The organism is Aquipuribacter aurantiacus, assembly GCF_051216895.1.
Taxonomy (GTDB): domain Bacteria; phylum Actinomycetota; class Actinomycetes; order Actinomycetales; family JBBAYJ01; genus Aquipuribacter.
In genome coordinates this window covers 1-21,154 of sequence record NZ_JBPKAO010000006.1, presented here as the reverse complement: position 1 = coordinate 21,154, position 21,154 = coordinate 1, and the positions used below count along the sequence as shown (strand labels likewise).

Below are 21,154 nucleotides of genomic sequence, written 5' to 3'. Positions count from 1 at the left end.
CGCCACCCCCGCCACCCCGTCCGCCCCCGAGCCCACCCCAGGCGCCGACGGCGCCGCGCGCCTGGAGCTGCTGCCCGCGGTGGACGTCGCCGACGGCCAGGCCGTGCGCCTGGTGCAGGGCGAGGCCGGCTCCGAGACGTCCTACGGCGACCCGCTCGACGCGGCGCTGGCCTGGGTGCGCGACGGCGCCGAGTGGATCCACCTGGTCGACCTGGACGCCGCCTTCGGACGCGGCAGCAACGCCGAGGCGCTGGCCGCGGTGGTGCGGGCCGTGGACGACGCCGGTGTGGCCGTCGAGCTGTCGGGCGGCATCCGGGACGACGAGTCCCTGGCTCGGGCCCTGGCGACAGGTTGCCGTCGCGTCAACCTGGGCACCGCGGCCCTGGAGGACCCGGACTGGACCCGGCGCGCCATCGCCGAGCACGGCGACCGCATCGCCGTGGGCCTGGACGTCCGCGGCACGACGCTCGCCGCTCGCGGGTGGACGTCGGAGGGGGGCGACCTCTGGGAGACCCTGGCCCGCCTGGACGCCGACGGCTGCTCCCGCTACGTCGTCACCGACGTGACCAAGGACGGCACCATGCGCGGGCCGAACGTCGACCTGCTGCGCCAGGTGTGCGCCGCGACCGACAAGCCCGTCGTGGCCTCCGGCGGCATCAGCAGCCTGGCCGACCTCCAGGCGCTGCGGGCCCTCGTCGGTGACGGCGTCGAGGGTGCCATCGTCGGCAAGGCCCTCTACGCGGGTGCCTTCACCCTGCCCGAGGCCCTCGCCGTCGCCGGCTGAGCCCGAGGGGCGGGCCAGGTCCATCCCCTCCTCGACGACCGTCCGCTGCGGCCCTTCGTCCACCACCCCACGAGAACTGGACTGGTTCTCGACGGTGCGGTCTCCCGGGCGCGTGGGGCGTCCTACCCGTGCCCGACACTGGGGCCCGTGAGCAGCACCGAGATCGAGTCCCGCGGGCCGGGCGCCTACCGCGAGGTCCTCGCCGTCCCCGGCATGACGGCCCTGTACCTGGTCGGGGTCCTGGCCCGCGTCCCCCACGTCGGCGGCGGGCTGGCGCTCACGCTCTACGTCACCGAGGGCCTCGGTCGCGGCTACTTCGAGGCGGGCCTCGTGACGGCCGCGCTCACCATCGGCATCGCGTTCGGCAGCCCGTGGCGGGGTCGCCTCGTGGACCGGGTGGGGCTGCGCCGGGCGCTGGTGCCCAGCGTCGTGGCCATGCCGGTGCTGTGGACCGCTGCCGCGTTCAGCCCGTACTGGGTGCTGATCCCCGTCGCGATGCTGGCGGGGGCGCTGGCGGTGCCCGTGTTCACCGTCCTGCGGCAGGCGATCGGCGTGGTGGTGCCGCTCCGCTCACGCCGGGCGGCGTTCGCCCTGGACTCCGTGCTGGTCGAGGCCAGCTTCGTGGCGGGACCCCCGCTGGTGGTCGTGGCCGTCCTGCAGGTCGGCGCCCCGGCCGCGCTGATCGCGATCGGGATCGGTGAGGCGCTGGCGGGGGTCCTGCTCGCGATCCTCGACCCGCGGCTCAGGAGCCTGCCGGGCGAGCTCGGCAACGGGGCGCAGGCGGCGGGCCAGGACCGGCCCGGCGGCGAGGTCGACGTCGCGGCCGGGTTGACCGGGGGCGACGACCGCCGACTGCGTCGACTCCGGCTGCCGCTCCCGGCCTGGATGAGCCCCGGCCTGGCGGCGATGTACGCATGCTCGTTCGGCACGGCGTTCGTGCTGTCGGGCTCCGAGGTGGGCGTCATCGCCGTCCTGCGCGGGCTCGACCGGGTGGACCTGGTCGGCTGGGTGTTCGCCGTCTGGGGCGTGGCGTCGGGGATGGGTGGGCTGGTCTACGGCGCCATGCGTCGCGGCGCCTCGAGCCCCCTGGTCCTGCTGGCCTGGCTGTCGTTGGCCACGCTGCCCCTGGTCTTCGCGGTCGACCCGCTCCTGCTGTTCCTGCTGGTGGTGCCCGCGGGCGTGCTGGTGGCGCCGACCCTGTCCGCCAGCGCCGACGGCGTGAGCCGGCGGGTGGGGGAGCAGAACCGGGGGGAGGCGATGGGCTGGCACGGCTCGGCCACCACGGCCGGGTTCAGCATGGGGGCGCCGCTGGCCGGTGGGGCCGCGGACCTGCTCGGTCCGTGGAGCGCGTTCCTGGTGGTGGCCGTCGTGTCGGGGTCGCTGGCGCTGGTCGGGCTGACCCTGGTCCGCCGGCACCGGGCGACGGTGGGGCAGGCGCCTCAGCGCACCGGGCCGGTGAGCTTCTCGCCCGGGCCCTGACCGGGCTCGTCGGGGACCACCGAGGCCTCCCGGAAGGCCAGCTGCAGGGAGCGGAGACCGTCCCGCAGGGCCCGCGCGTGCTGCGAGCCGATCTCGGGGGCGGCCGCCGTCACCAGGCCCGCGAGGGAGATGATCAGGCTCCGCGCCTCGGCCAGGTCCATCAGGTCCGCCGGGGTCAGCGGCCGGCCGTCCTCGCCCACCGCGCCGTCCAGGTCCGCGGGCGACACCAGACCGCACTTGACCGCAGCGGCGCTCATCAGGTGCACGGCGGCGGTGGTGATGACCTCCACGGCAGGGACGTCGGCCAGGTCACGCGCCACTTCGGGCAGGGGGTCGGGGTTCACCCTGCTACCCTGACAGCAGACCAGCCGTCCCGGGTAACCGGGTCGGCAGCAAGCGGAGGCCACTCCCACCCGGACACCCATGGTGTCCGCGGTTCAGGTCCACGGGCGGGACGACGACAGTCTGACCACCCGAGCATGTGTGCGACAGCTGTCGTCCCTGTGCGCCGGACCCGGCCAGTGCTTGCCCCAGTGGCAGCCGCCGGGTCGACAGGCCGCCGGACAGACCACAGACCCTCACCGAGGAGCACGCACATCACCGAGCCACGTATCAACGACCGCATCCGTGTCCCCGAGGTCCGCCTCGTCGGCCCGAACGGCGAGCAGGTCGGGATCGTCCGCATCGAACAGGCCATGAAGCTCGCGACTGAGTCCGAGCTCGACCTGGTCGAGGTGGCCCCCGAGGCCCGCCCGCCGGTCGTCAAGCTGATGGACTTCGGCAAGTTCAAGTACGAGTCGGCCATGAAGGAGCGTGCGGCCCGCAAGAACCAGGCCAACACGGTCCTCAAGGAGATCCGCTACCGGCTCAAGATCGACGACCACGACTACGCCACGAAGACCGGTCACGTGACCCGGTTCCTCAAGGCGGGCGACAAGGTCAAGGTCATGATCATGTTCCGTGGCCGCGAGCAGTCCAGGCCCGAGATGGGTCTGCGCCTGCTGCAGCGGGTCGCCGCGGACGTCGACGAGCTGGGTTCGGTGGAGTCCACCCCTCGGGTCGACGGCCGCAACATGGTCATGGTCATCGGTCCGCACAAGAAGAAGGCCGAGGTCAAGACCGAGGCCAAGGCCGCGAAGCAGGCCGAGAAGGACGCCGCCCGGGCCGAGGGTCAGACCTCAGCCCCCGACGCCCCGCAGGCCGACGCCCCGCAGGCCGGCGCCCCGCAGGCCGAGGCCGAGACTACGGCCACCCCCGACGCCCCGCAGGCCGGCGCCCCGCAGGCCGAGGCCGAGACTACGGCCACCCCCGACGCCCCGCAGGCCGGCGCCCCGCAGGCCGAGGCCGAGACTACGGCCACCCCCGACGCCCCGCAGGCCGGCGCCCCGCAGGCCGATGCCCCGCAGGCCGACGCCTCGGAGGCCGACGCCCCGCAGGTCGAGGCCCCGCAGGCCGAGGTCGAGACCACGGCCACCACCGACGCCCCGCAGGCCTGATACCTGAGGCTGCGACACCGGGCCGCCGTCCAGCGAGGGCGGCCCACGACACAGACAGGAGCACCACGGTGCCGAAGATGAAGACGCACTCCGGTGCGAAGAAGCGCATCAAGGTGACTGGGTCGGGCAAGCTCATGCGCGAGCAGGCCAACAACCAGCACCTCTTCGAGCACAAGAGCTCACGGCGCAAGCGCAAGCTGAACGTCGACCAGGTGCTGTCCAAGGCGGACACGCGCAACGCGAAGAAGCTGCTCGGTCTCTGAGCCTTCCCTCGCACGTCCGGGTCGGCAGCGACCTCCCCACGAACTAGCAGGAGCACCACATGGCACGTGTGAAGAGGGCAGTGAATGCCCACAAGAAGCGCCGCGAGGTCCTCGAGAAGGCCAGCGGCTACCGCGGTCAGCGCTCGCGCCTGTACCGCAAGGCCAAGGAGCAGCTGCTCCACTCCAGCGTGTACTCCTACCGCGACCGCAAGGCGCGCAAGGGTGACTTCCGCCGGCTGTGGATCCAGCGCATCAACGCCGCGGCCCGCGCGAACGGCATCACCTACAACCGGTTCATCCAGGGTCTCAACCTGGCCGGCATCGAGGTCGACCGCCGGATGCTCGCCGAGATGGCCGTGAACGACGAGGCGGCCTTCGCCGTCCTGGTCGAGGCGGCCAAGGCGGCTCTGCCGGCGAACGCCAAGCCGGCGGACAAGGCCGACAAGGCCGCCTGAGCGGTCCGTCGCGCACGAGCACCTCAGGCATCACGCACATGACCGAGCGCCCGGAGGCGCCGGAGCTCACCAACCCCCGCGCCGAGCGGGTGAAGAAGGTGGCCCGGCTCTCCGGGCGCTCGGTGCGTCAGGCCCAGGGCCGGTTCCTGGTCGAGGGTCACGGGCCGGTGACCGAGCTGCTGGCCGCGGTGGGCGACCCCGAGGCCGCGGTCGGGGTCGTCGTCGACACCCTGTACGTCGGTCCTGGTGCCGACCCCGCGTACCAGCGCGTGGCGCTGGAGGCCGGGGTCGAGGTGCGGACGGCCAGCGCCGAGGTGCTCGCGGTGATGGCCGACGCGGTGACCCCCCAGCAGGTCCTGGCCGTCGCCCACCGGGTGGACGTGGACCTGGCCCAGGTGCTGGCCGGCCGCCCGCGCACCCTGGTCGTCCTGGCCCGGGTCCGCGACCCGGGCAACGCGGGGACCGTCGTCCGGGCCGCCGACGCGTCCGGGGCCGACGCCGTGGTGCTCACCGCGGAGTCGGTGGACGTCCACAGCCCCAAGGTCGTCCGCTCCACCGCGGGCAGCCTGTTCCACGTCCCGGTCGTCACGGGTCTGCCGCTGGCCGAGGTCGTCGCCGCCTGCCGGCAGGCCGGCATCGCCACCCTCGCCACGGCTGCGGACGGTCAGCAGGACCTGGACGACCTGCAGGACCAGGCCGCCGACGGGCGGGGCCTGCTCGTGGGGCCGCACGCCTGGGTCCTCGGCAACGAGGCGTGGGGGCTGCCGGTGGAGGACGCGGCGCTGGCCGACACCACGGTGTCGGTGCCCATCCACGGTCGCGCCGAGAGCCTCAACCTGGCCATGGCCGCGACGGTCTGCCTGTACGCCTCGGCCCGCGCCCGGCGCGACCCCGCCCGCTGACGGCCCCGCCCGCCGATACCGGGGCGCACGGGACGGCGACCCGCACCTAGACTCCGCAACCGTGTCCGGCCAGCCTCACGATGCCCCCAGCGGAGCCCCCACCACGGCTCCCGCCGACGGTCAGCCCGTCGCCCCGCTCGAGCTCACCGAGGAGGCCGTCGGTGGTGCCGTCGCCGCCGCCTCGGCCGCCGCGGCGAGCGCCGGCGACCTCGACGCCCTCAAGCAGGTGAGGCTCGCCCACGCCGGGGACCGCTCCCCGCTGGCGCTGGCCAACCGGTCCATCGGGCAGCTGCCCGGCGCGGAGAAGGCCGCCGCCGGCAAGCTCGTCGGCCAGGCCCGCGGGCAGGTCACCCGCGCGCTCACCGAGCGTCAGGCCGAGCTGGAGGCCGAGCGCGACGCCCGCATCCTCACCGAGGAGGCCGTCGACGTCACCCTGCCGACCGCGCGCCGCGCCCCCGGCGCCGCTCACCCGCTGACCGCCCTGATGGACCGCGTCTCCGACGTGTTCGTGGCCATGGGCTGGGAGGTGGCGGAGGGCCCGGAGGTCGAGGCCGAGTGGTTCAACTTCGACGCGCTCAACATCGGCGCCGACCACCCGGCCCGGCAGATGCAGGACAGCTTCTACGTCGACCCGCCCGAGGCCAACCTGGTCCTGCGCACCCACACCTCGCCCGTCCAGGCCCGGTCGCTGCTGACCCGCGGCGTCCCGGTCTACGTGATCGCGCCCGGCCGCACGTTCCGCACCGACGAGCTCGACGCGACCCACACCCCGGTGTTCCACCAGGTCGAGGGCCTGGCGGTCGACGAGGGCCTGACCATGGCCGACCTCAAGGGCACGCTGACCCACTTCGCCCAGGCGATGTTCGGCGACGCCGTCACCACGCGGCTGCGCCCGGCGTTCTTCCCGTTCACCGAGCCGAGCGCCGAGGTCGACCTGCGGTGCTTCGTCTGCGCGGCCCGCACGGGCGTCGTCGACCCGGCCTGCCGCACCTGCGGCGGGACCGGCTGGATCGAGTGGGGTGGCTGCGGCATGGTCAACCCCCGCGTCCTGGTGGCCTGCGGCGTGGACCCGGACGTGTACTCCGGGTTCGCGTTCGGCATGGGCGTGGAACGGACCCTGATGTTCCGCAACGGGGTCGCCGACATGCGCGACATGGTCGAGGGCGACGTCCGGTTCGCCCGTCAGCTCGGAGGGATCGCCTGATGCGCATACAGATGTCGTGGCTCGCCGAGCACGTGGACGTCCCCACCGGAACCACCGCCGAGCAGGTGGCCGCCGACCTGGTCCGGGTGGGCCTGGAGGAGGAGGGCATCCACGGTGGTGACGTCTCCGGCCCCGTCGTCGTGGGCCGGGTCCTCACGATGCAGCCCGAGCCGCAGAAGAACGGCAAGACCATCAACTGGTGCACGGTCGACGTCGGGCCGCACGGGCCCGACGGGACCGACGGGTCGACCCGCCGGCCGCGCGGCATCGTCTGCGGGGCGCACAACTTCGCCCCCGGCGACCTGGTCGTCGTCTCCCTGCCCGGTGCGGTCCTGGCCGGCGGGTTCGCCATCGCCTCACGCAAGACGTACGGCCACGTCTCCGACGGCATGATCTGCTCGGCCGCCGAGCTCGGCCTGGGCGAGGACCACGACGGCATCATCGTGCTGACCCGCCTCGGGCACGACGCCGAGACGCTGGCTCCCGGCCAGGACGCGCTGGGCCTGCTGGGCCTGGCCGAGCAGACCGTCGAGGTCAACGTGACGCCGGACCGCGGCTACTGCCTGAGCGTGCGCGGCGTCGCCCGCGAGTACTCCCACAGCACCGGCCGTCCGTTCGTGGACCCCGTCGCGGGCCTGGCACCGACGCCCAGCACGGGGGAGGGCTACCCGGTCCGGGTGCAGGACGACGCCCCGATCCACGGTCGCGCCGGCGCCGACCGGTTCGTCGCCCGTGCCGTGCGCGGCATCGACCCCACCGCGGCCAGCCCGGCCTGGCTCACCCGACGCCTGACCCAGGCAGGGATGCGGCCCATCAGCCTCGCCGTCGACGTCACCAACTACGTGATGCTGGCCCTCGGTCAGCCCCTGCACGCCTACGACCTGGGGCTGCTGGCCGGGGAGGTCGTGGTCCGCCGCGCCCGTGCGGGCGAGACGTTGCGCACCCTGGACGACGTCGAGCGGACCCTGCACCCGGAGGACCTGCTCATCACCGACAGCGGGACCGGCGAGGGCGCCTCCCGCATCCTGGGTCTGGCCGGCGTCATGGGTGGTGCCGACACCGAGGTCACCGACGCCACGCGGGACGTCCTGGTCGAGGCCGCGCACTTCGACGCCGTCAGCGTCGGCCGGACCGCGCGCCGGCACCGGCTGCCCAGTGAGGCGAGCCGGCGCTTCGAGCGCGGCGTCGACCCGAACCTGGCGCCTGCGGCGGCCGAGCTCGCGGTCCGCCTGCTGGTGGAGCACGGCGGCGGGACGGCGGACGAGGCCTGGACGGACCTCGACCAGGTCGTCGCTGCCGAGGCCATCGGCCTCGACCCGGCGTTCCCGGCCCGGCTGGTGGGCGTCGACTACACCACCGACCAGGTCGTGCAGACCCTGCGCGAGATCGGCTGCGACGTGGTGCCGGCGGGCGACCGGCTGGCCGTCACCCCGCCGTCGTGGCGGCCCGACCTGACCGGTGCGCCCGAGCTCACCGAGGAGGTCGCCCGGCTGCGCGGCTACGACGCCATCCCCGAGCGGGTCCCGACCCCGCCGCCCGGAGGCGGTCTCACGGAGGCGCAGCGCACCGTACGGCGCGTCCGCGAGCACCTCGTCTCGACCGGCCTGGTCGAGGTGCTGTCCTACCCGTTCGTGGCCCCGGCGGCCCACGACGCCCTCGAGCTGCCGGTCGACGACGCCCGCCGCCGGGCGCTGCGCCTGGCCAACCCGCTGAGCGACGAGCAGCCGGAGATGCGGACGAACCTGCTGACGCCGCTGCTGGACACCGCCGTGCGCAACCTGGGGCGCGGCGAGACCGACCTGGCGGTCTTCGAGGTCGGCCTGGTGGTCCGGCCGTCGGCCGGCACCGCCTCCGCGGGGGTCCCCGGGACCGACGCGAGGCCCACCGACGACGAGCTGGCCGCGCTCGACGCCGCCGTGCCCCGCCAGCCGCGACGCCTGGCCGCGGTCCTGGCCGGGCAGGCCGAGCCGGCGGGCTGGCAGGGACCGGGCCGACCGTTCGGCTGGGTCGACGTCGTGCACGTCGCCCGGCAGGTCGCCTCGGCGGCCGGCGCCGCCCTCACGGTCACCCCGGACGAGCACGCGCCGTGGCACCCGGGGCGCTGCGCCGCGCTGCACGTCGCCGGGGCCCTCGGCGAGCCCGTCCTCGTCGGGCACGCCGGGGAGCTGCACCCGCGCGTGCTGGCACGGCTGGGGCTGCCCGCCCGCACCTGTGCCGTCGAGCTCGACCTCGACCTGGTGGTCGCCGCCGGGGCCGGTGGCGTCGTCACGGCGCAGCCCCTCTCGCGCCAGCCCGTGGCCAAGGAGGACCTGGCCCTCGTCGTGGAGACATCGGTCCCGGCCAGCGCGGTCGAGGCGGCGCTGGTGATGGGGGCCGGCGACGTGCTCGAGTCGATCCGGCTGTTCGACGTCTACACCGGGACCCAGGTCGGTGACGGCCGGAAGTCCCTGGCCTACGCGTTGCGGTTCCGCGCCCCCGACCGGACGCTGACCGCGGAGGAGGTGCAGTCCGCCCGGGCCGGGGCCCTGCGGGCCGCCGAGGCGGTCGGCGCGACGCTGCGCACCTGAGGCCGGACGGTGGCGTGCGACACGTGGACGGGTGCGGTCACCGACCGGGAGGGGGCAGCGCCATGACGCTCGGCTGGGACGACCTGCACCCGTTCTTCGGGCTCACGCTGCGGGCCGGGGACGGCGTCGAGCTGCGCTACGTCGACGACGACCTGCTCCCGGCGCTGGCCACGGTGGCGGCGGAGGGCATCCACGACCCGTCCTGGCAGCCGCTCGGCGACTGGGCCGACGTCGGTGACCTCGAGCGCGGCCGCAGCGTCGCCCAGCACGTCTGGAGGACACGGGCGGCCCTGACGGCCGAGCAGTGGGACCTCTCCTTCGCCGTGCTGCGCGACGGGGTCGTCGTCGGGCGCCAGGACCTGCAGTCGACCCGGTTCGCCGTCACCCGTGAGGTGTCCACCGGCTCGTGGCTCGGCCAGGCCCACCAGGGGAGGGGCACCGGGAGCCTGATGCGGCTGGCGGTGCTGTCGCTGGCCTTCGACCACCTGCGGGCCGGTTCGGCCGTGACGTCCGCGTACAAGGACAACCGGGCCAGCGCCCGGGTGTCGCACAAGGCCGGCTACCTGGACGACGGCGACACGGTCGAGGTGGTCCGGGGGCAGCGCAGGGAGGGCCGCCGCTTCCGGATGACTGCCGAGCGGTGGCGCGACCAAGGCCACCCCCAGGTCGCCGTCGACGGTCTCACCGACCAGGGCCGCGCCCTGCTGGGAGCCGGCTGAGGCCCCACCCTGTGTATGGTCATGCACTGTGACGTATAGCGTGGCGGTGGCCGGGGCGAGCGGGTACGCGGGCGGGGAGCTCCTCCGGCTGCTGCTGGGCCACCCCGAGCTCGAGGTCGGCGCGCTGACGGCGGCCGCCAGCGCCGGGACGGTGCTGGGCGAGCACCACCCGCAGCTGCCGGCGCTGGCCGAGACCGTGCTGCAGCCGACGGACGCCTCGACCCTGGCCGGCCACGACGTGGTCGCGCTGGCCCTGCCCCATGGCCACAGCGCTGCCGTCGCCGCCGAGCTCGGCCCGGACGTGCTCGTGGTCGACGTCGCCGCCGACCACCGCCTCACCGACCCCGCGGCCTGGCGGGAGTTCTACGGCGGCGCGCACGCGGGCGCCTGGCCCTACGCCCTGCCGGAGCTCGTGCTGGCCGGCGGCAGCCGCCAGCGGCACCGGCTGCCGGGCCTGGACCCGCACGCCCCGGCCCGCCTGGCCGTGCCGGGCTGCTACCCCACGGCCGTGTCGCTGGCGCTCGCGCCGGGCCTGGCCGAGGGTGTGCTGGAACCCGACGACGTCGTCGTGGTCGCGGCCTCGGGCACCAGCGGCGCCGGTCGGGCGGCCAAGGCGCACCTGGCCGGCAGCGAGGTGATGGGCTCGATGACCCCCTACGGCGTCGGCGGCGGCCACCGGCACACGCCGGAGATCGAGCAGAACCTGACCCTGGCCGCGGGGGCACCCGTGACGGTGTCCTTCACGCCCACCCTGGCCCCCATGCCGCGCGGCATCCTCGCCACCTGCACCGCCCGGGTCGTGCCCGGCACCACCGCCGGGCAGCTGCGCGAGGCGTGGGCCTCGACCTACGCCGCAGAACCGTTCGTCCACCTGCTGCCCGAGGGCCGCTGGCCCCGGACGGCCGACACCCTGGGAGCCAACACCGTGCACCTGCAGGTCACCCTCGACCACCGCTGCGGCCGCGCCGTCGTCGTCGCCGCGGTCGACAACCTGACCAAGGGCACCGCCGGCGCCGCGGTCCAGGCCACCAACCTCGCGCTGGGGCTGCCCGAGACCCTGGGCCTGCCCACCACGGGGCTCGCACCGTGACCGCTGACCCGAGCGGCAGCCGCGGTGCGGGCGACCCGCGCGTCAGCGACGGCCCGCGCGACGCGGGGCGAACCGGTGTCACCGCCCCGGCCGGCTTCCGGGCCGGCGCCGCCACGGCCGGGCTCAAGCCGTCCGGCCGCCCGGACATCGCCCTGCTGGTCAACGACGGCCCGCTCGACGCCGTGGCCGCGGTCTTCACGTCCAACCGTGCCCGCGCGCACCCGGTGCTGTGGAGCGAGCAGGTCGTCCGCAGCGGCAGTGCCCGCGCCGTGGCGATCAACGCCGGCAACGCCAACTGCTACACCGGGCCCGACGGGTTCCTCGTCACCCACCGCACCGCCGAGCACGTCGCGCAGCTGCTCGGCACCGCCGGGCGCGAGGTCGGCGGCGGGGACGTCGTCGTCTGCTCCACGGGCATCATCGGCGTCCCGCTCGACACCGCCACCGTCCTGGCCGGGATGACCGCCGCCGCCGCCGACCTGGGCGACGACGACGCCCACGCCCTCGCCGCGGCGCAGGCCGTCATGACGACCGACACCCGGGCCAAGCAGGCGGTCCGCACCGCCGACGGCTGGACCGTGGCCGGGATGGCCAAGGGCGCGGGCATGCTCGCGCCGGGCCTGGCCACGATGCTCGTCCACCTGACCACCGACGCCGTGCTCGACGCCGCCACGCTCGACCGGGCGCTGCGGGCGGCGACCCGGGTGACCTTCGACCGGCTGGACTCCGACGGCTGCATGTCGACCAACGACACCGTCACCCTGATGGCGTCCGGGGCCGGTGGCGTCGTCCCGGACGAGGCCACGTTCACCACCGTGCTCACCGAGCTGTGCCACGACCTGGCCATGCAGCTGCTGTCCGACGCCGAGGGCGCGGAGCACGACGTGGCCATCCGGGTGGTGGGCGCGGCGACCGACGACGACGGCGTCGAGGTCGGGCGGGCCATCGCCCGCAGCGCCCTGGTCAAGACCGCCATCTTCGGCCGCGACCCCAACTGGGGTCGCATCCTGGCCGCCGTGGGCACCACCGGGGCCGCCTTCGACCCGCTCGCGGTCGACGTCTCCGTCAACGGCGTCCAGGTGTGCCGCGCCGGTGGGCCGGGGGAGGACCGCACCGGCGTGGACCTGTCCGGGCGCGAGGTGACGATCCTCGTCGACCTCCACGCGGGCGCGGCCCGGGCCACGGTGTGGACCAACGACCTCACCCACGCCTACGTCCACGAGAACTCGGCCTACTCGACATGAGCGAGCACCCCCGCCCGCCGGGTCCCACCGCCCGCCGGGCCGAGGAGCTCGAGGCGGCCGGCGCCAAGGCCGCGGTCCTGGTCGAGGCCCTGCCCTGGCTGGAGCAGCTCCAGGGTGCCCTGGTGGTGGTGAAGTACGGCGGCAACGCCATGGTCGACGACGAGCTGAAGGCCGCGTTCGCCGCGGACATCCTGTTCCTGCGCCTGGCCGGGCTGCGACCCGTCGTGGTGCACGGCGGCGGGCCGCAGATCAGCACCATGCTCGACCGGATGGGCATCGCCAGCGAGTTCCGCGGCGGCTACCGGGTCACCACCCGCGAGGCGATGGACGTCGTCCGGATGGTCCTCACCGGCTCCGTCGGGCGCGAGCTGGTCGGCCTCGTCAACGCCCACGGCCCCTACGCCGTCGGGATGTCGGGCGAGGACGCCGGCCTGCTCACCGCCCGTCGGCGGACGGCCACCGTCACGGCCGAGGACGGCTCGACCAGCGAGGTCGACATCGGGCTCGTCGGTGACGTCGTCGGGGTCGACACGAGCGCGGTCACGGACCTGCTGGACGCGGGCCGGGTGCCGGTGGTGTCCAGCGTCGCCCCCGAGGTCGACGCGGCCGGTCGGCCCACGGGGCAGGTGCTCAACGTCAACGCCGACTCCGCGGCGGCCGCGCTCGCCGTCGCCCTGCGGGCCACCCGGTTCGTCGTGCTCACCGACGTCGAGGGCCTCTACGCGGACTGGCCGGACCGCGCCAGCCTGCTGTCGCAGGTGAGCGCCGACGACCTGGAGCAGATGCTGCCGCGGCTGCAGAGCGGCATGGTCCCCAAGATGGCGGGCTGCCTCGAGGCCGTCCGGGGCGGCGTGCCCGCCGCCTACGTCATCGACGGCCGGCGCCCGCACAGCCTGCTGGTCGAGGTGTTCACCGACGCCGGCGCCGGGACGATGGTCACCTCCTGAGGTGCTCCTCCTGAGGTGCTCCTCCTGAGGTGCACCGCCTGGTCGCACCGTCGCCCTGCCGCGTCGGGTGCTCGGGTGGACGTCGTACCCTGCCGCTCATGAGCAGCCCGACCAGCCCCGCGGCCACCGCCAGCCCGACCGGTGGTCCGGCGCCGACGTGCGGCACGACCTCGCCTCCGCGTGGCGGTCCGGACCTCGGGCCGGCCGAGGGCTGGCAGGGCCGGTTCCTGGGCTGGCTGAACCGCCGGCGACGGCTGTCGGTGCTGGTCCCGGTGGTCGTCGTGGTCCTGGGTGCCCCGCACTCCTGCCCCTTCTGCTGAGGCGCCGGGGAGGCGAGACGTCCCGTCAGCCCCAGGGCAGCGCGACGACCGCGCCGACGGGCTCGCCGTGGCCCAGCACCGGGTCCGTGACGCCCGGTGTCGAGGTCGGCACGTCCAGCCCCGCCCGTCGCATCCCCTCGCCCAGCAGCACCCCGCGCGCCCGGTCGGCGCCGTCGAGCACCTTGACCGCCACGCCGACCCCGGAACCGTCGGAGCCGGCCCAGCCCGCCGCGATCACGCCGTCGGCGCCGTCCTTGACCGCGACCCCGGGCAGGGCCCCCATCAGGACGGTGTTCCGTCGTCCCGTCCCGCCGACCAGCCACGGGTGGGCCAGCACGGCGTCGCGGACCCGGGCCTCGGGCGTGCCGGTCGGGGCGCCGGCGATCGCCGCGTAGGCCCGGGCCAGCCCCGCCACCGTCGTGCCGAAGGCCGGCGCCCCGCAGCCGTCCACCGCCACGACCGGTGACACCCCACCGGCCAGGCGCGCCGTGGTCGCCGCGATCGCCCGCTGCACCGGGTGGTCGGCAGCGGTGTAGCCCGCGGGCTCCCACCCGGCCGCGACCGACGCGGCCAGCATCCCCGCGTGGTTGCCCGAGCAGTTCTGGGTGAGCGCGCACGCCGTGCCGCCCCCGGCCCGCCAGGCGAACGCCGCCTCGGCGTCCAGCGGCAGGTCGGGGGTGCCCCGCAGGTCCTCGACCGACAACCCGGCGTGGGCCAGCAGCCGCCGGACCACGCCCAGGTGGCCGGCCTCGCCGGAGTGGCTGGCGCACACGATCGCCAGCAGCTCGTCGTCCACGTCCAGGCCGACCTCGAGGAACGCGACGGCGTGCAGGAGCTTGAGCGCGGACCGGGGCAGGAGCACCCACGAGTCCTCGCCCAGCCGCGCCACGACGTCACCGGGCTCGTGGTCGCCGGCCCCGGCCGGCAGACGGACGGCCGCCCCGACCCCGTGGTGCAGGCACTCGACCACCCCGCTGCGCACGGTGACGGCGGCGGGTCGTCCGGCGGCCACCACCGCGGCGGCGTCGGGCGGGACGGACGGGTTGTCGCTGAGGTCGGCAGGCACGTCCGGAACCTGCCACACCCGAGGTCCGTCCCGCCAACCGGCCATGCGTATCCATGTATAGTCATGCAGATGACGGCGACGACGACCCGGGACGGCGCGCTCGACCGTCCCCTCGGCCAGGAGTGGCTCGACCGCCACGCCGCCGCGGTCATGGGCACCTACGGCCGACCGGCCCGGGTGCTGGTGCGGGGCGAGGGCGCCCTGCTGTGGGACGCCGACGGCAACCAGCTCCTGGACCTGCTCGCCGGCATCGCCACCAACGCCCTCGGTCACGCGCACCCCGCGCTGACCGGGGCCGTGTCGGCCCAGCTGGCCACGCTCGGCCACGTGTCCAACCTGGCCGTCACCCCGGTCCAGGTGGGCCTGGCCGAGACGTTGCTGCGCACCAGCGACGCCCCCGAGGGCAGCCGGGTCTTCTTCTGCAGCTCCGGCGCCGAGGCCAACGAGGCCGCCTTCAAGATCACCCGGCGCACCGGTCGGACCCGCGTCCTGGCCGCCGAGGGCGGGTTCCACGGCCGGACGATGGGCGCGCTCGCGCTGACCCACGCCCCGGCCTACCGGGAGCCGTTCGAGCCCCTGCCCGGCGGGGTCGAGCACGTCCCGTTCGGCGACGTCGACGCGATGGCCACCGCCCTGGCGGACACCCGTGCGGGCGCGGTGGCCGCGGTCGTGCTGGAACCGGTCCAGGGCGAGGGCGGGGTGCGCCCCGCGCCGCCCGGGTACCTGGCCGCTGTCCGCCGGCTCACCCGCGCGCACGGGGCCCTGCTGGTGCTCGACGAGGTGCAGACCGGGGCCGGTCGGACGGGGACGTGGCTGGCGCACCAGCAGCCGCACCACCTGGGCGAGGCGATCGCCGCCGACCCCGCCATGCGGCCCGACGTCGTCACCCTGGCCAAGGGCCTCGGCGGCGGCATCCCGATCGGTGCGGCCGTCGCGTACGGCCCGGAGGTGGCCGGGCTGCTCGGTGTCGGTCAGCACGGCACGACGTTCGGCGGCAACCCGGTGGCCGCCGCGGCCGCGCTCGCCACCATCCACGTCATCGAGCGCGACGGGCTGCTGCAGCGTGCCCGCGACGTCGGGGCGCGGCTGCGCGACGGGATGAGCGGGCTGGGGCACCCCCTGGTCGCGGGCGTGCGCGGTGAGGGGCTGCTGCTCGCCCTCGTGCTGACCGCACCGCTGGCCCGTGACGCCGTGGCCGAGCTGCTGGAGGCGGGCTTCGTCGTGAACGCCGTCGCCCCCGACGCCGTCCGGCTCGCCCCGCCCCTGGTCCTGACCGACGCGCAGGCCACCACCTTCCTCGACGCCCTGCCGGGTGTCCTCGACCGGGTCCTCCAGCGGAGCGGCCCCGCCCTCGGAGGCTCGTGATGACCCGTACCCCAGCCGCACCGCGGCACTTCTTGCGCGACGACGACCTCGATCCGGCCGAGCTCCTCGAGGTGCTCGACCTGGCCGACGCCCTCAAGGCCGACCCGTTCTCCCGCCGCCCGCTCGACGGGCCGCGCGCCGTCGCGCTGCTGTTCGACAAGCCCAGCACCCGGACCCGCATCTCGTTCTCCGTCGGGGTCGCGCAGCTGGGTGGCTACCCGTTGGTCATCGACGCCGCCGGGTCCCAGCTCGGGCGGGGCGAGCCCGTCGAGGACACCACCCGGGTCCTGCAGCGCCAGGTCGAGGCCGTCGCCTGGCGCACGGGCGCCCACGACCGGATCCAGCGGATGGCCGCCGTGGCCACCGTGCCCGTCGTCAACGCCCTGACCGACGACTTCCACCCCTGCCAGCTGCTGGCGGACCTGCAGACCGTCCGCGAGCGGACCGGACGGCTCGCCGGGCTGACCATGACGTACCTGGGCGACGCGGCCAACAACATGGCCCACTCCTACGCGCTGGCCGGCGCGACGGCCGGCATGCACGTCCGCCTGGCCGGGCCGTCGGGCTACCTGCCGCGTCCCGACGTCGTGGCCGACGCCCGGCGTCGAGCGCTGGTGACCGGGGGCTCGGTCACCGTGACGGAGGACCCGCGGGCCGCGCTGGAGGGGGCGGACGTCCTGGCCACGGACACCTGGGTGTCCATGGGGCAGGAGAACGAGGCCCTCGACCGCGAGGCCCCGTTCGTCCCCTACGCGATCACCGAGGCCGCGCTCGTCGCGACCGGGACGGACCCGGTCGTGCTGCACTGCCTGCCCGCCTACCGCGGCAAGGAGGTCGAGGGCTCGGTCCTGGACGCGCCGGGCTCCGCGGTGTGGGACGAGGCGGAGAACCGGCTGCACGCCCAGAAGGCGCTGCTGGTGTGGTTGCTCGCGCACGCCCGGGGCGAGCGGTGAGCGCCGGCCCCGCCCCGACCGGGCGCGAGGAGCGCCCGGTGGTGCGCAGCAAGGCCGCACGCCAGGCGGCCGTGGTGGACACCATCACCCGCCGGGCCGTGCGCTCCCAGACCCAGCTGGGCGAGAGCCTGGCCGCCGCCGGGTACGTCGTCACCCAGGCCACCCTGTCCCGGGACCTGGTCGAGGTCGGGGCCGTCAAGGTCCGTCACGGCGACGGCACCCTGGTCTACGCCGTGCCCGGCGAGGGCGGGGACGCCAGCCCCGTGGCCGACGTCGGCGTCGACGTGCTCGGGGCCCGTCTGGCGCGACGTTGCGCCGAGCTCCTGGTCAGCGCGGAGGCCTCGGCCAACCTGGTCGTGCTGCGCACCCCGCCGGGGGCGGCGCAGTTCCTCGCCTCGGCGGTCGACCACGCCGTGGTGTCCGGCGTCCTCGGCACGATCGCGGGCGACGACACCGTGCTGGTCATCACCCGGGACCCCGACGGGGGCCCGGCCGTCGCGCAACGGTTCCTGGAGCTCAGCGACCCCGGTCGCCCCGAGCCGGTCACCTGAGACCCTGACCCCTGGAGCGCGCACCACCCCCAGCACCGCCCCACCGACAGGAGCACGCGTGAGCACCAGCCCCCAGAACAGCCCCGGCACGACCGCGGGAGGCGCCCTGTGGGGTGGCCGGTTCGCGAGCGGGCCGTCCGACGCGCTGGCCGCCCTGAGCGTGTCCACCCACTTCGACTGGGTGCTGGCCCCGTACGACCTGCGCGCCTCGGCCGCCCACACCCTGGTGCTGCACCGGGCCGGGCTGCTGGACGACGCGCAGCGGGACGGGCTGCTGAGCGGGATCGCGGAGCTGGCCGCGGACGTCGCGGAGGGCACGTTCGCCCCGGCGACCACCGACGAGGACGTCCACAGCGCCCTCGAGCGCGGCCTGATCGAGCGGCTGGGCCCCGACCTGGGTGGGCGGCTGCGAGCCGGTCGCAGCCGCAACGACCAGGTCGCCACCCTGCTGCGGATGTGGCTGCGCGACGCGCTGCGCCAGGTCGCCGGCCAGGTGGGCGAGCTGGTCGAGGCGCTGCTCCTGCAGGCCGAGGCGCACCCCGAGGCACCGATGCCGGGACGGACGCACCTGCAGCACGCCCAGCCCGTCCTGCTGGCCCACCACCTGCAGGCCCACGGCTGGGCGCTGCTGCGCGACATCGGCCGGATGCAGGACCTCGACGCGCGCGCCGACGCCAGCCCCTACGGCTCGGGGGCGCTGGCCGGGACCTCGCTCGGCCTGGACCCCGCGCTGGTGGCCACCGAGCTCGGGTTCTCCCGCCCGGTCGAGAACTCGATCGACGGGACCGCGTCGCGGGACCTCGCGGCCGAGGCGGCCTGGGTGCTGGCCATGACCTCGGTGGACGTGTCCCGCCTGGCCGAGGAGGTCGTGATCTGGACCACCCACGAGTTCGGGTTCGCCCGCCTGGACGACGCCTGGGCCACCGGCAGCTCGATCATGCCGCAGAAGAAGAACCCCGACATCGCCGAGCTGGCCCGCGGCAAGACGGGGCGCCTGATCGGCAACCTCACGGGTCTGCTGGCCACCCTCAAGGCCCTCCCGCTGGCCTACAACCGCGACCTGCAGGAGGACAAGGAGCCGGTCATCGACTCCGTGGCCCAGCTGGCGCTGGTGCTGCCCGCCATGGCCGGCATGGTCGCGACCCTCCGCTTCGACACCGAGCGGTTGGCGTCGCTGGCGCCGGCGGGCTTCTCGCTGGCCACCGACGTCGCGGAGTGGCTGGTGCGCGAGGGGGTGCCGTTCCGGGTGGCCCACGAGGTCGCCGGGGCGTGCGTGCAGACGTGCGAGCAGCGCGGCATCGAGCTGCACGAGCTGTCCGACGAGGACCTGACGGCCATCAGCCCGCACCTGCGCCCCGACGTGCGGACCGTGCTGGACGTGGCCGGGGCGATCGCGTCCCGCGACGCCGTGGGGGGGACCGCCCCCGTGCGGGTCACCGAGCAGCGGGCGCTCCTGCGCGAGCAGCTCGGCGAGGCGCTGCGCTGGGCCCGGGGGCCGCAGCAGGCGTGAGCCCGGAGGCAGGCACCCTGCTGCGCGGCCGGGCCCTCCAGGTGGCCCCACGGCTGCTGGACGCCGTCGTCACCAGCGTCGTCGGCGGGGCCCGGGTCTCCGTGCGCATCAGCGAGGTCGAGGCCTACGAGGGCACCGACGACCCCGGTTCGCACGCCTACCGAGGGCCCACGGCCCGCAACGAGGTGATGTTCGGACCGGCCGGGCGGCTGTACGTGTACCGCCACCTGGGGCTGCACCACTGCGTCAACGTCGTCTGCGGGCCGCCCGGCACGGCCTCTGCCGTCCTGCTGCGCGCGGGCGAGGTGGTCGACGGCGAGGACGTCGCCTGGCGACGGCGCACGAGCGGGCGGGGGGTGTGCCGACGGGCGGTGGACCTGGCCCGCGGACCGGCCCGGCTCGCGGTCGTGCTGGGCCTGACCCGCGAGCACGACGGCACGGACCTGCTCGACGGGGCCGGCCCGCTGTCCCTGACCCTCCACGGGGGCGGGGAGGACCGGGCCCGCAGCGGGGGCCGCGTCGGGGTGAGCGGGGTGGGGGGCGACGCCGAGGTGCACCCGTGGCGGTTCTGGCTGCCCGGCGACGCGACCGTGTCGGCCTACCGGCGCGCCTGAGGCCACGTCGACGCACCGGGGCGTCGCAGCCGCGTACCGTGCTGCCCAGCCGTGGGCGACACCGACGACCAGGTCGCCCGCCCCGACCCGGCCGACGGGCCACCAGCAGCACGACCTCGGAGGAGCCACGTGAGCACGTCCACCGGCGCGGTATGGCAGGACCTCGAGCGACGGGGACTGGTGGCCGTCAGCACGCCCGCCGACGCCCTGCAGGCCGAGCTGTCGCAGGGGCCGGTGTCGCTGTACTGCGGCTTCGACCCCACCGCCGCCAGCCTGCACGTCGGGCACCTCACCCAGGTGCTGACGCTTCGACGGTTCCAGCTGCACGGTCACCGGCCGTACGCCCTCGTCGGGGGGGCGACCGGGCTCATCGGCGACCCCCGGCCCACGTCGGAACGCACCCTGCACCCGCAGGAGCAGGTCCAGGAGTGGGTGGGGCGCATCCGCGACCAGCTGACCCCGTTCCTGGACTTCGACGGTCCGAACGCGGCGCAGATGGTCGACAACCTGGACTGGCTGGGGGGCATGAGCGCCCTGGAGCTGCTGCGCGACGTGGGCAAGCACTTCCGGGTCAGCAAGATGCTGGCCAAGGAGTCCGTCAGCGCGCGCCTCAACAGCGAGCACGGGATCAGCTACACGGAGTTCAGCTACCAGCTGCTGCAGGCGGCGGACTTCCTGGAGCTGTACCGCCGTCACGGGGTGAGGCTGCAGACCGGGGGATCGGACCAGTGGGGCAACCTCACCGCCGGGGTGGACCTGCTGCACCGGGTCGAGCGGCAGGCCGTGCACGCGCTGGGCACCCCGCTGGTGACCAAGGCCGACGGCACCAAGTTCGGCAAGTCCGAGGGCGGGGCCGTCTGGCTCGACCCGGGCATGACGAGCCCGTACGCGTTCCACCAGTTCTGGCTGAACAGCGCCGACGAGGACGTGATGCGCTACCTGGGGTACTTCACGTTCCTCGACGACGACGACACCGCGCAGCTGGGGGTCGAGGTGGCCGAGCGGCCGTTCGCCCGCGCGGCGCAGCGTCGCCTGGCGGCCGAGGTGACGGGGCTGGTGCACGGGCCCGACGTCGTGGTGTCGGTGGAGGCCGCGGCCAGGGCGCTGTTCGGGGGGGAGGACCCGAGGGGCGTGGACGAGCGGACGTTGGTCGACGCCGCGTCCGAGCTGCCGCGGGCCACGCTGCCGGTCGGGGCGAGCCTGGTGGACGCGCTCACCGAGACCGGTCTGTCCCCGAGCCGCTCGGCGGCGCGCAGGTCCATCGGCGAGGGGGCGGTGCACCTCAACAACGCCAAGGTCTCCGAGGAGGACGCCGTCCTGGCGGCCGAGGACTTCGTGCACGGGCGGGTCGCCGTCCTCCGGCGGGGCCGCAAGACCCTGGCCGCGGTCCTGCCGCCCGCCTGAGCGGCGGCACGGGGACGATCATGGCTCTGACCAGCCGATTTGACCTCCTGGACGCACGCACGTAACTTTCTCTTCGCCGCCCCACAGGGAGCGCCGAACACCGAGAGGTGGCCGGCCCCGACACAGGCCAGATCACCGCGAGGTGAGCAGAGCCGGGCGGCCACAAGCCCCAGACGGACCTTCGCGGGTCCCGACGGTGAGCATCTGCTCCTTGAGAACTC

Annotated in this window: 21 protein-coding genes; 19 read left to right on the top strand and 2 right to left on the bottom strand. The window is 75.3% G+C overall.

The features are described from left to right. Nucleotides 1–61: 61 nt before the first annotated feature. Nucleotides 62–784: a bifunctional 1-(5-phosphoribosyl)-5-((5-phosphoribosylamino)methylideneamino)imidazole-4-carboxamide isomerase/phosphoribosylanthranilate isomerase PriA gene (priA, locus tag ACR80Q_RS09825; protein ID WP_435377603.1), complete on the top strand. Its 723-nt coding sequence runs from the start codon at nt 62–64 to the stop codon at nt 782–784. Nucleotides 785–931: 147 nt separating this feature from the next. Further along, nucleotides 932–2,263: an MFS transporter gene (locus ACR80Q_RS09820; RefSeq protein ID WP_435377425.1), complete on the top strand. Its 1,332-nt coding sequence runs from the start codon at nt 932–934 to the stop codon at nt 2,261–2,263. On the opposite strand, the gene ACR80Q_RS09815 is transcribed toward ACR80Q_RS09820, so the two are convergent. Next, nucleotides 2,224–2,607, bottom strand: coding sequence for a DUF1844 domain-containing protein (locus ACR80Q_RS09815; RefSeq protein ID WP_435377424.1), 384 nt, complete (start codon nt 2,605–2,607; stop codon nt 2,224–2,226). The genes ACR80Q_RS09820 and ACR80Q_RS09815 overlap by 40 nt on opposite strands. Nucleotides 2,608–2,742: 135 nt before the next feature. On the opposite strand from ACR80Q_RS09815, the gene infC reads away from it, so the two are divergent. The 11 genes from infC (at nt 2,743) to ACR80Q_RS09760 (ending at nt 13,470) form a co-directional block, all read left to right on the top strand. Beyond that, nucleotides 2,743–3,759, top strand: a complete 1,017-nt coding sequence (infC, locus tag ACR80Q_RS09810; protein WP_435377423.1) for a translation initiation factor IF-3 — start codon at nt 2,743–2,745, stop codon at nt 3,757–3,759. 68 nt (nt 3,760–3,827) lie between these two features. Continuing rightward, nucleotides 3,828–4,022: a 50S ribosomal protein L35 gene (gene rpmI, locus ACR80Q_RS09805; protein WP_380168530.1), complete on the top strand. Its 195-nt coding sequence runs from the start codon at nt 3,828–3,830 to the stop codon at nt 4,020–4,022. Between the two features lie 59 nt (nt 4,023–4,081). Further along, the gene (rplT, locus tag ACR80Q_RS09800; protein WP_435377422.1) at nt 4,082–4,477 is read left to right on the top strand and encodes a 50S ribosomal protein L20; all 396 of its coding nucleotides are present in this window, start codon (nt 4,082–4,084) and stop codon (nt 4,475–4,477) included. A gap of 38 nt (nt 4,478–4,515) precedes the next feature. After that, on the top strand, nt 4,516–5,379 hold the full coding sequence (locus ACR80Q_RS09795) for a TrmH family RNA methyltransferase (protein WP_435377421.1): 864 nt from the start codon (nt 4,516–4,518) through the stop codon (nt 5,377–5,379). 61 nt (nt 5,380–5,440) lie between these two features. Next, nucleotides 5,441–6,583, top strand: coding sequence for a phenylalanine--tRNA ligase subunit alpha (pheS, locus tag ACR80Q_RS09790; protein WP_435377420.1), 1,143 nt, complete (start codon nt 5,441–5,443; stop codon nt 6,581–6,583). Beyond that, nucleotides 6,583–9,150: a phenylalanine--tRNA ligase subunit beta gene (gene pheT, locus ACR80Q_RS09785; RefSeq protein WP_435377419.1), complete on the top strand. Its 2,568-nt coding sequence runs from the start codon at nt 6,583–6,585 to the stop codon at nt 9,148–9,150. The genes pheS and pheT overlap by 1 nt, the downstream gene beginning before the upstream one ends. A gap of 62 nt (nt 9,151–9,212) precedes the next feature. Next, nucleotides 9,213–9,869, top strand: a complete 657-nt coding sequence (locus tag ACR80Q_RS09780) for a GNAT family N-acetyltransferase (protein ID WP_435377418.1) — start codon at nt 9,213–9,215, stop codon at nt 9,867–9,869. Nucleotides 9,870–9,897: 28 nt separating this feature from the next. Then, nucleotides 9,898–10,959, top strand: a complete 1,062-nt coding sequence (gene argC / locus ACR80Q_RS09775) for an N-acetyl-gamma-glutamyl-phosphate reductase (RefSeq protein ID WP_435377417.1) — start codon at nt 9,898–9,900, stop codon at nt 10,957–10,959. Further along, the gene (gene argJ / locus ACR80Q_RS09770; protein ID WP_435377416.1) at nt 10,956–12,203 is read left to right on the top strand and encodes a bifunctional glutamate N-acetyltransferase/amino-acid acetyltransferase ArgJ; all 1,248 of its coding nucleotides are present in this window, start codon (nt 10,956–10,958) and stop codon (nt 12,201–12,203) included. The genes argC and argJ overlap by 4 nt, the downstream gene beginning before the upstream one ends. Beyond that, a complete protein-coding gene (argB, locus tag ACR80Q_RS09765; RefSeq protein ID WP_435377415.1) occupies nt 12,200–13,150 on the top strand; it encodes an acetylglutamate kinase in 951 nt (316 codons plus the stop codon). The genes argJ and argB overlap by 4 nt, the downstream gene beginning before the upstream one ends. A 98-nt stretch (nt 13,151–13,248) precedes the next feature. Beyond that, nucleotides 13,249–13,470, top strand: a complete 222-nt coding sequence (locus ACR80Q_RS09760) for a hypothetical protein (RefSeq protein WP_435377414.1) — start codon at nt 13,249–13,251, stop codon at nt 13,468–13,470. 25 nt (nt 13,471–13,495) lie between these two features. Here the strand turns inward: ACR80Q_RS09760 and ACR80Q_RS09755 are convergent, their stop codons facing one another. Then, on the bottom strand, nt 13,496–14,536 hold the full coding sequence (locus ACR80Q_RS09755; RefSeq protein WP_435377413.1) for an asparaginase: 1,041 nt from the start codon (nt 14,534–14,536) through the stop codon (nt 13,496–13,498). Between the two features lie 63 nt (nt 14,537–14,599). Between ACR80Q_RS09755 and ACR80Q_RS09750 the strand changes: the two genes are divergently transcribed. The 6 genes from ACR80Q_RS09750 to tyrS all read left to right on the top strand — a co-directional run bounded on the left by ACR80Q_RS09750 (nt 14,600) and on the right by tyrS (nt 20,933). Beyond that, nucleotides 14,600–15,901: an acetylornithine transaminase gene (locus ACR80Q_RS09750; protein ID WP_435377412.1), complete on the top strand. Its 1,302-nt coding sequence runs from the start codon at nt 14,600–14,602 to the stop codon at nt 15,899–15,901. Continuing rightward, entirely contained in the window at nt 15,901–16,854 is a 954-nt protein-coding gene (gene argF / locus ACR80Q_RS09745) for an ornithine carbamoyltransferase (RefSeq protein WP_435377411.1), read from the top strand. Before ACR80Q_RS09750 ends, argF begins: the two co-directional genes overlap by 1 nt. Further along, complete coding sequence (locus ACR80Q_RS09740) at nt 16,851–17,405, top strand: arginine repressor (protein ID WP_435377410.1); 555 nt, start codon at nt 16,851–16,853, stop codon at nt 17,403–17,405. The genes argF and ACR80Q_RS09740 overlap by 4 nt, the downstream gene beginning before the upstream one ends. A gap of 58 nt (nt 17,406–17,463) precedes the next feature. Next, nucleotides 17,464–18,915: an argininosuccinate lyase gene (gene argH / locus ACR80Q_RS09735; RefSeq protein WP_435377409.1), complete on the top strand. Its 1,452-nt coding sequence runs from the start codon at nt 17,464–17,466 to the stop codon at nt 18,913–18,915. Then, nucleotides 18,912–19,529 carry a DNA-3-methyladenine glycosylase gene (locus ACR80Q_RS09730; RefSeq protein WP_435377408.1) on the top strand — a complete coding sequence of 206 codons (618 nt, stop codon included), beginning with the start codon at nt 18,912–18,914 and terminating at the stop codon, nt 19,527–19,529. Before argH ends, ACR80Q_RS09730 begins: the two co-directional genes overlap by 4 nt. A gap of 129 nt (nt 19,530–19,658) precedes the next feature. After that, nucleotides 19,659–20,933, top strand: a complete 1,275-nt coding sequence (gene tyrS / locus ACR80Q_RS09725) for a tyrosine--tRNA ligase (RefSeq protein ID WP_435377407.1) — start codon at nt 19,659–19,661, stop codon at nt 20,931–20,933. Nucleotides 20,934–21,154: the final 221 nt, after the last annotated feature.

What these genes read in the sequence shown, in the direction of transcription:
- infC (WP_435377423.1), top strand. Translation starts at nt 2,743, where the DNA reads ATGTGTGCGACAGCTGTCGTCCCTGTGCGCCGGACCCGGCCAGTGCTT.
- rplT (WP_435377422.1), top strand. Translation starts at nt 4,082, where the DNA reads ATGGCACGTGTGAAGAGGGCAGTGAATGCCCACAAGAAGCGCCGCGAG.
- ACR80Q_RS09795 (WP_435377421.1), top strand. Translation starts at nt 4,516, where the DNA reads ATGACCGAGCGCCCGGAGGCGCCGGAGCTCACCAACCCCCGCGCCGAG.
- pheT (WP_435377419.1), top strand. Translation starts at nt 6,583, where the DNA reads ATGCGCATACAGATGTCGTGGCTCGCCGAGCACGTGGACGTCCCCACC.
- ACR80Q_RS09780 (WP_435377418.1), top strand. Translation starts at nt 9,213, where the DNA reads ATGACGCTCGGCTGGGACGACCTGCACCCGTTCTTCGGGCTCACGCTG.
- argB (WP_435377415.1), top strand. Translation starts at nt 12,200, where the DNA reads ATGAGCGAGCACCCCCGCCCGCCGGGTCCCACCGCCCGCCGGGCCGAG.
- ACR80Q_RS09760 (WP_435377414.1), top strand. Translation starts at nt 13,249, where the DNA reads ATGAGCAGCCCGACCAGCCCCGCGGCCACCGCCAGCCCGACCGGTGGT.
- ACR80Q_RS09750 (WP_435377412.1), top strand. Translation starts at nt 14,600, where the DNA reads ATGCAGATGACGGCGACGACGACCCGGGACGGCGCGCTCGACCGTCCC.
- argF (WP_435377411.1), top strand. Translation starts at nt 15,901, where the DNA reads ATGACCCGTACCCCAGCCGCACCGCGGCACTTCTTGCGCGACGACGAC.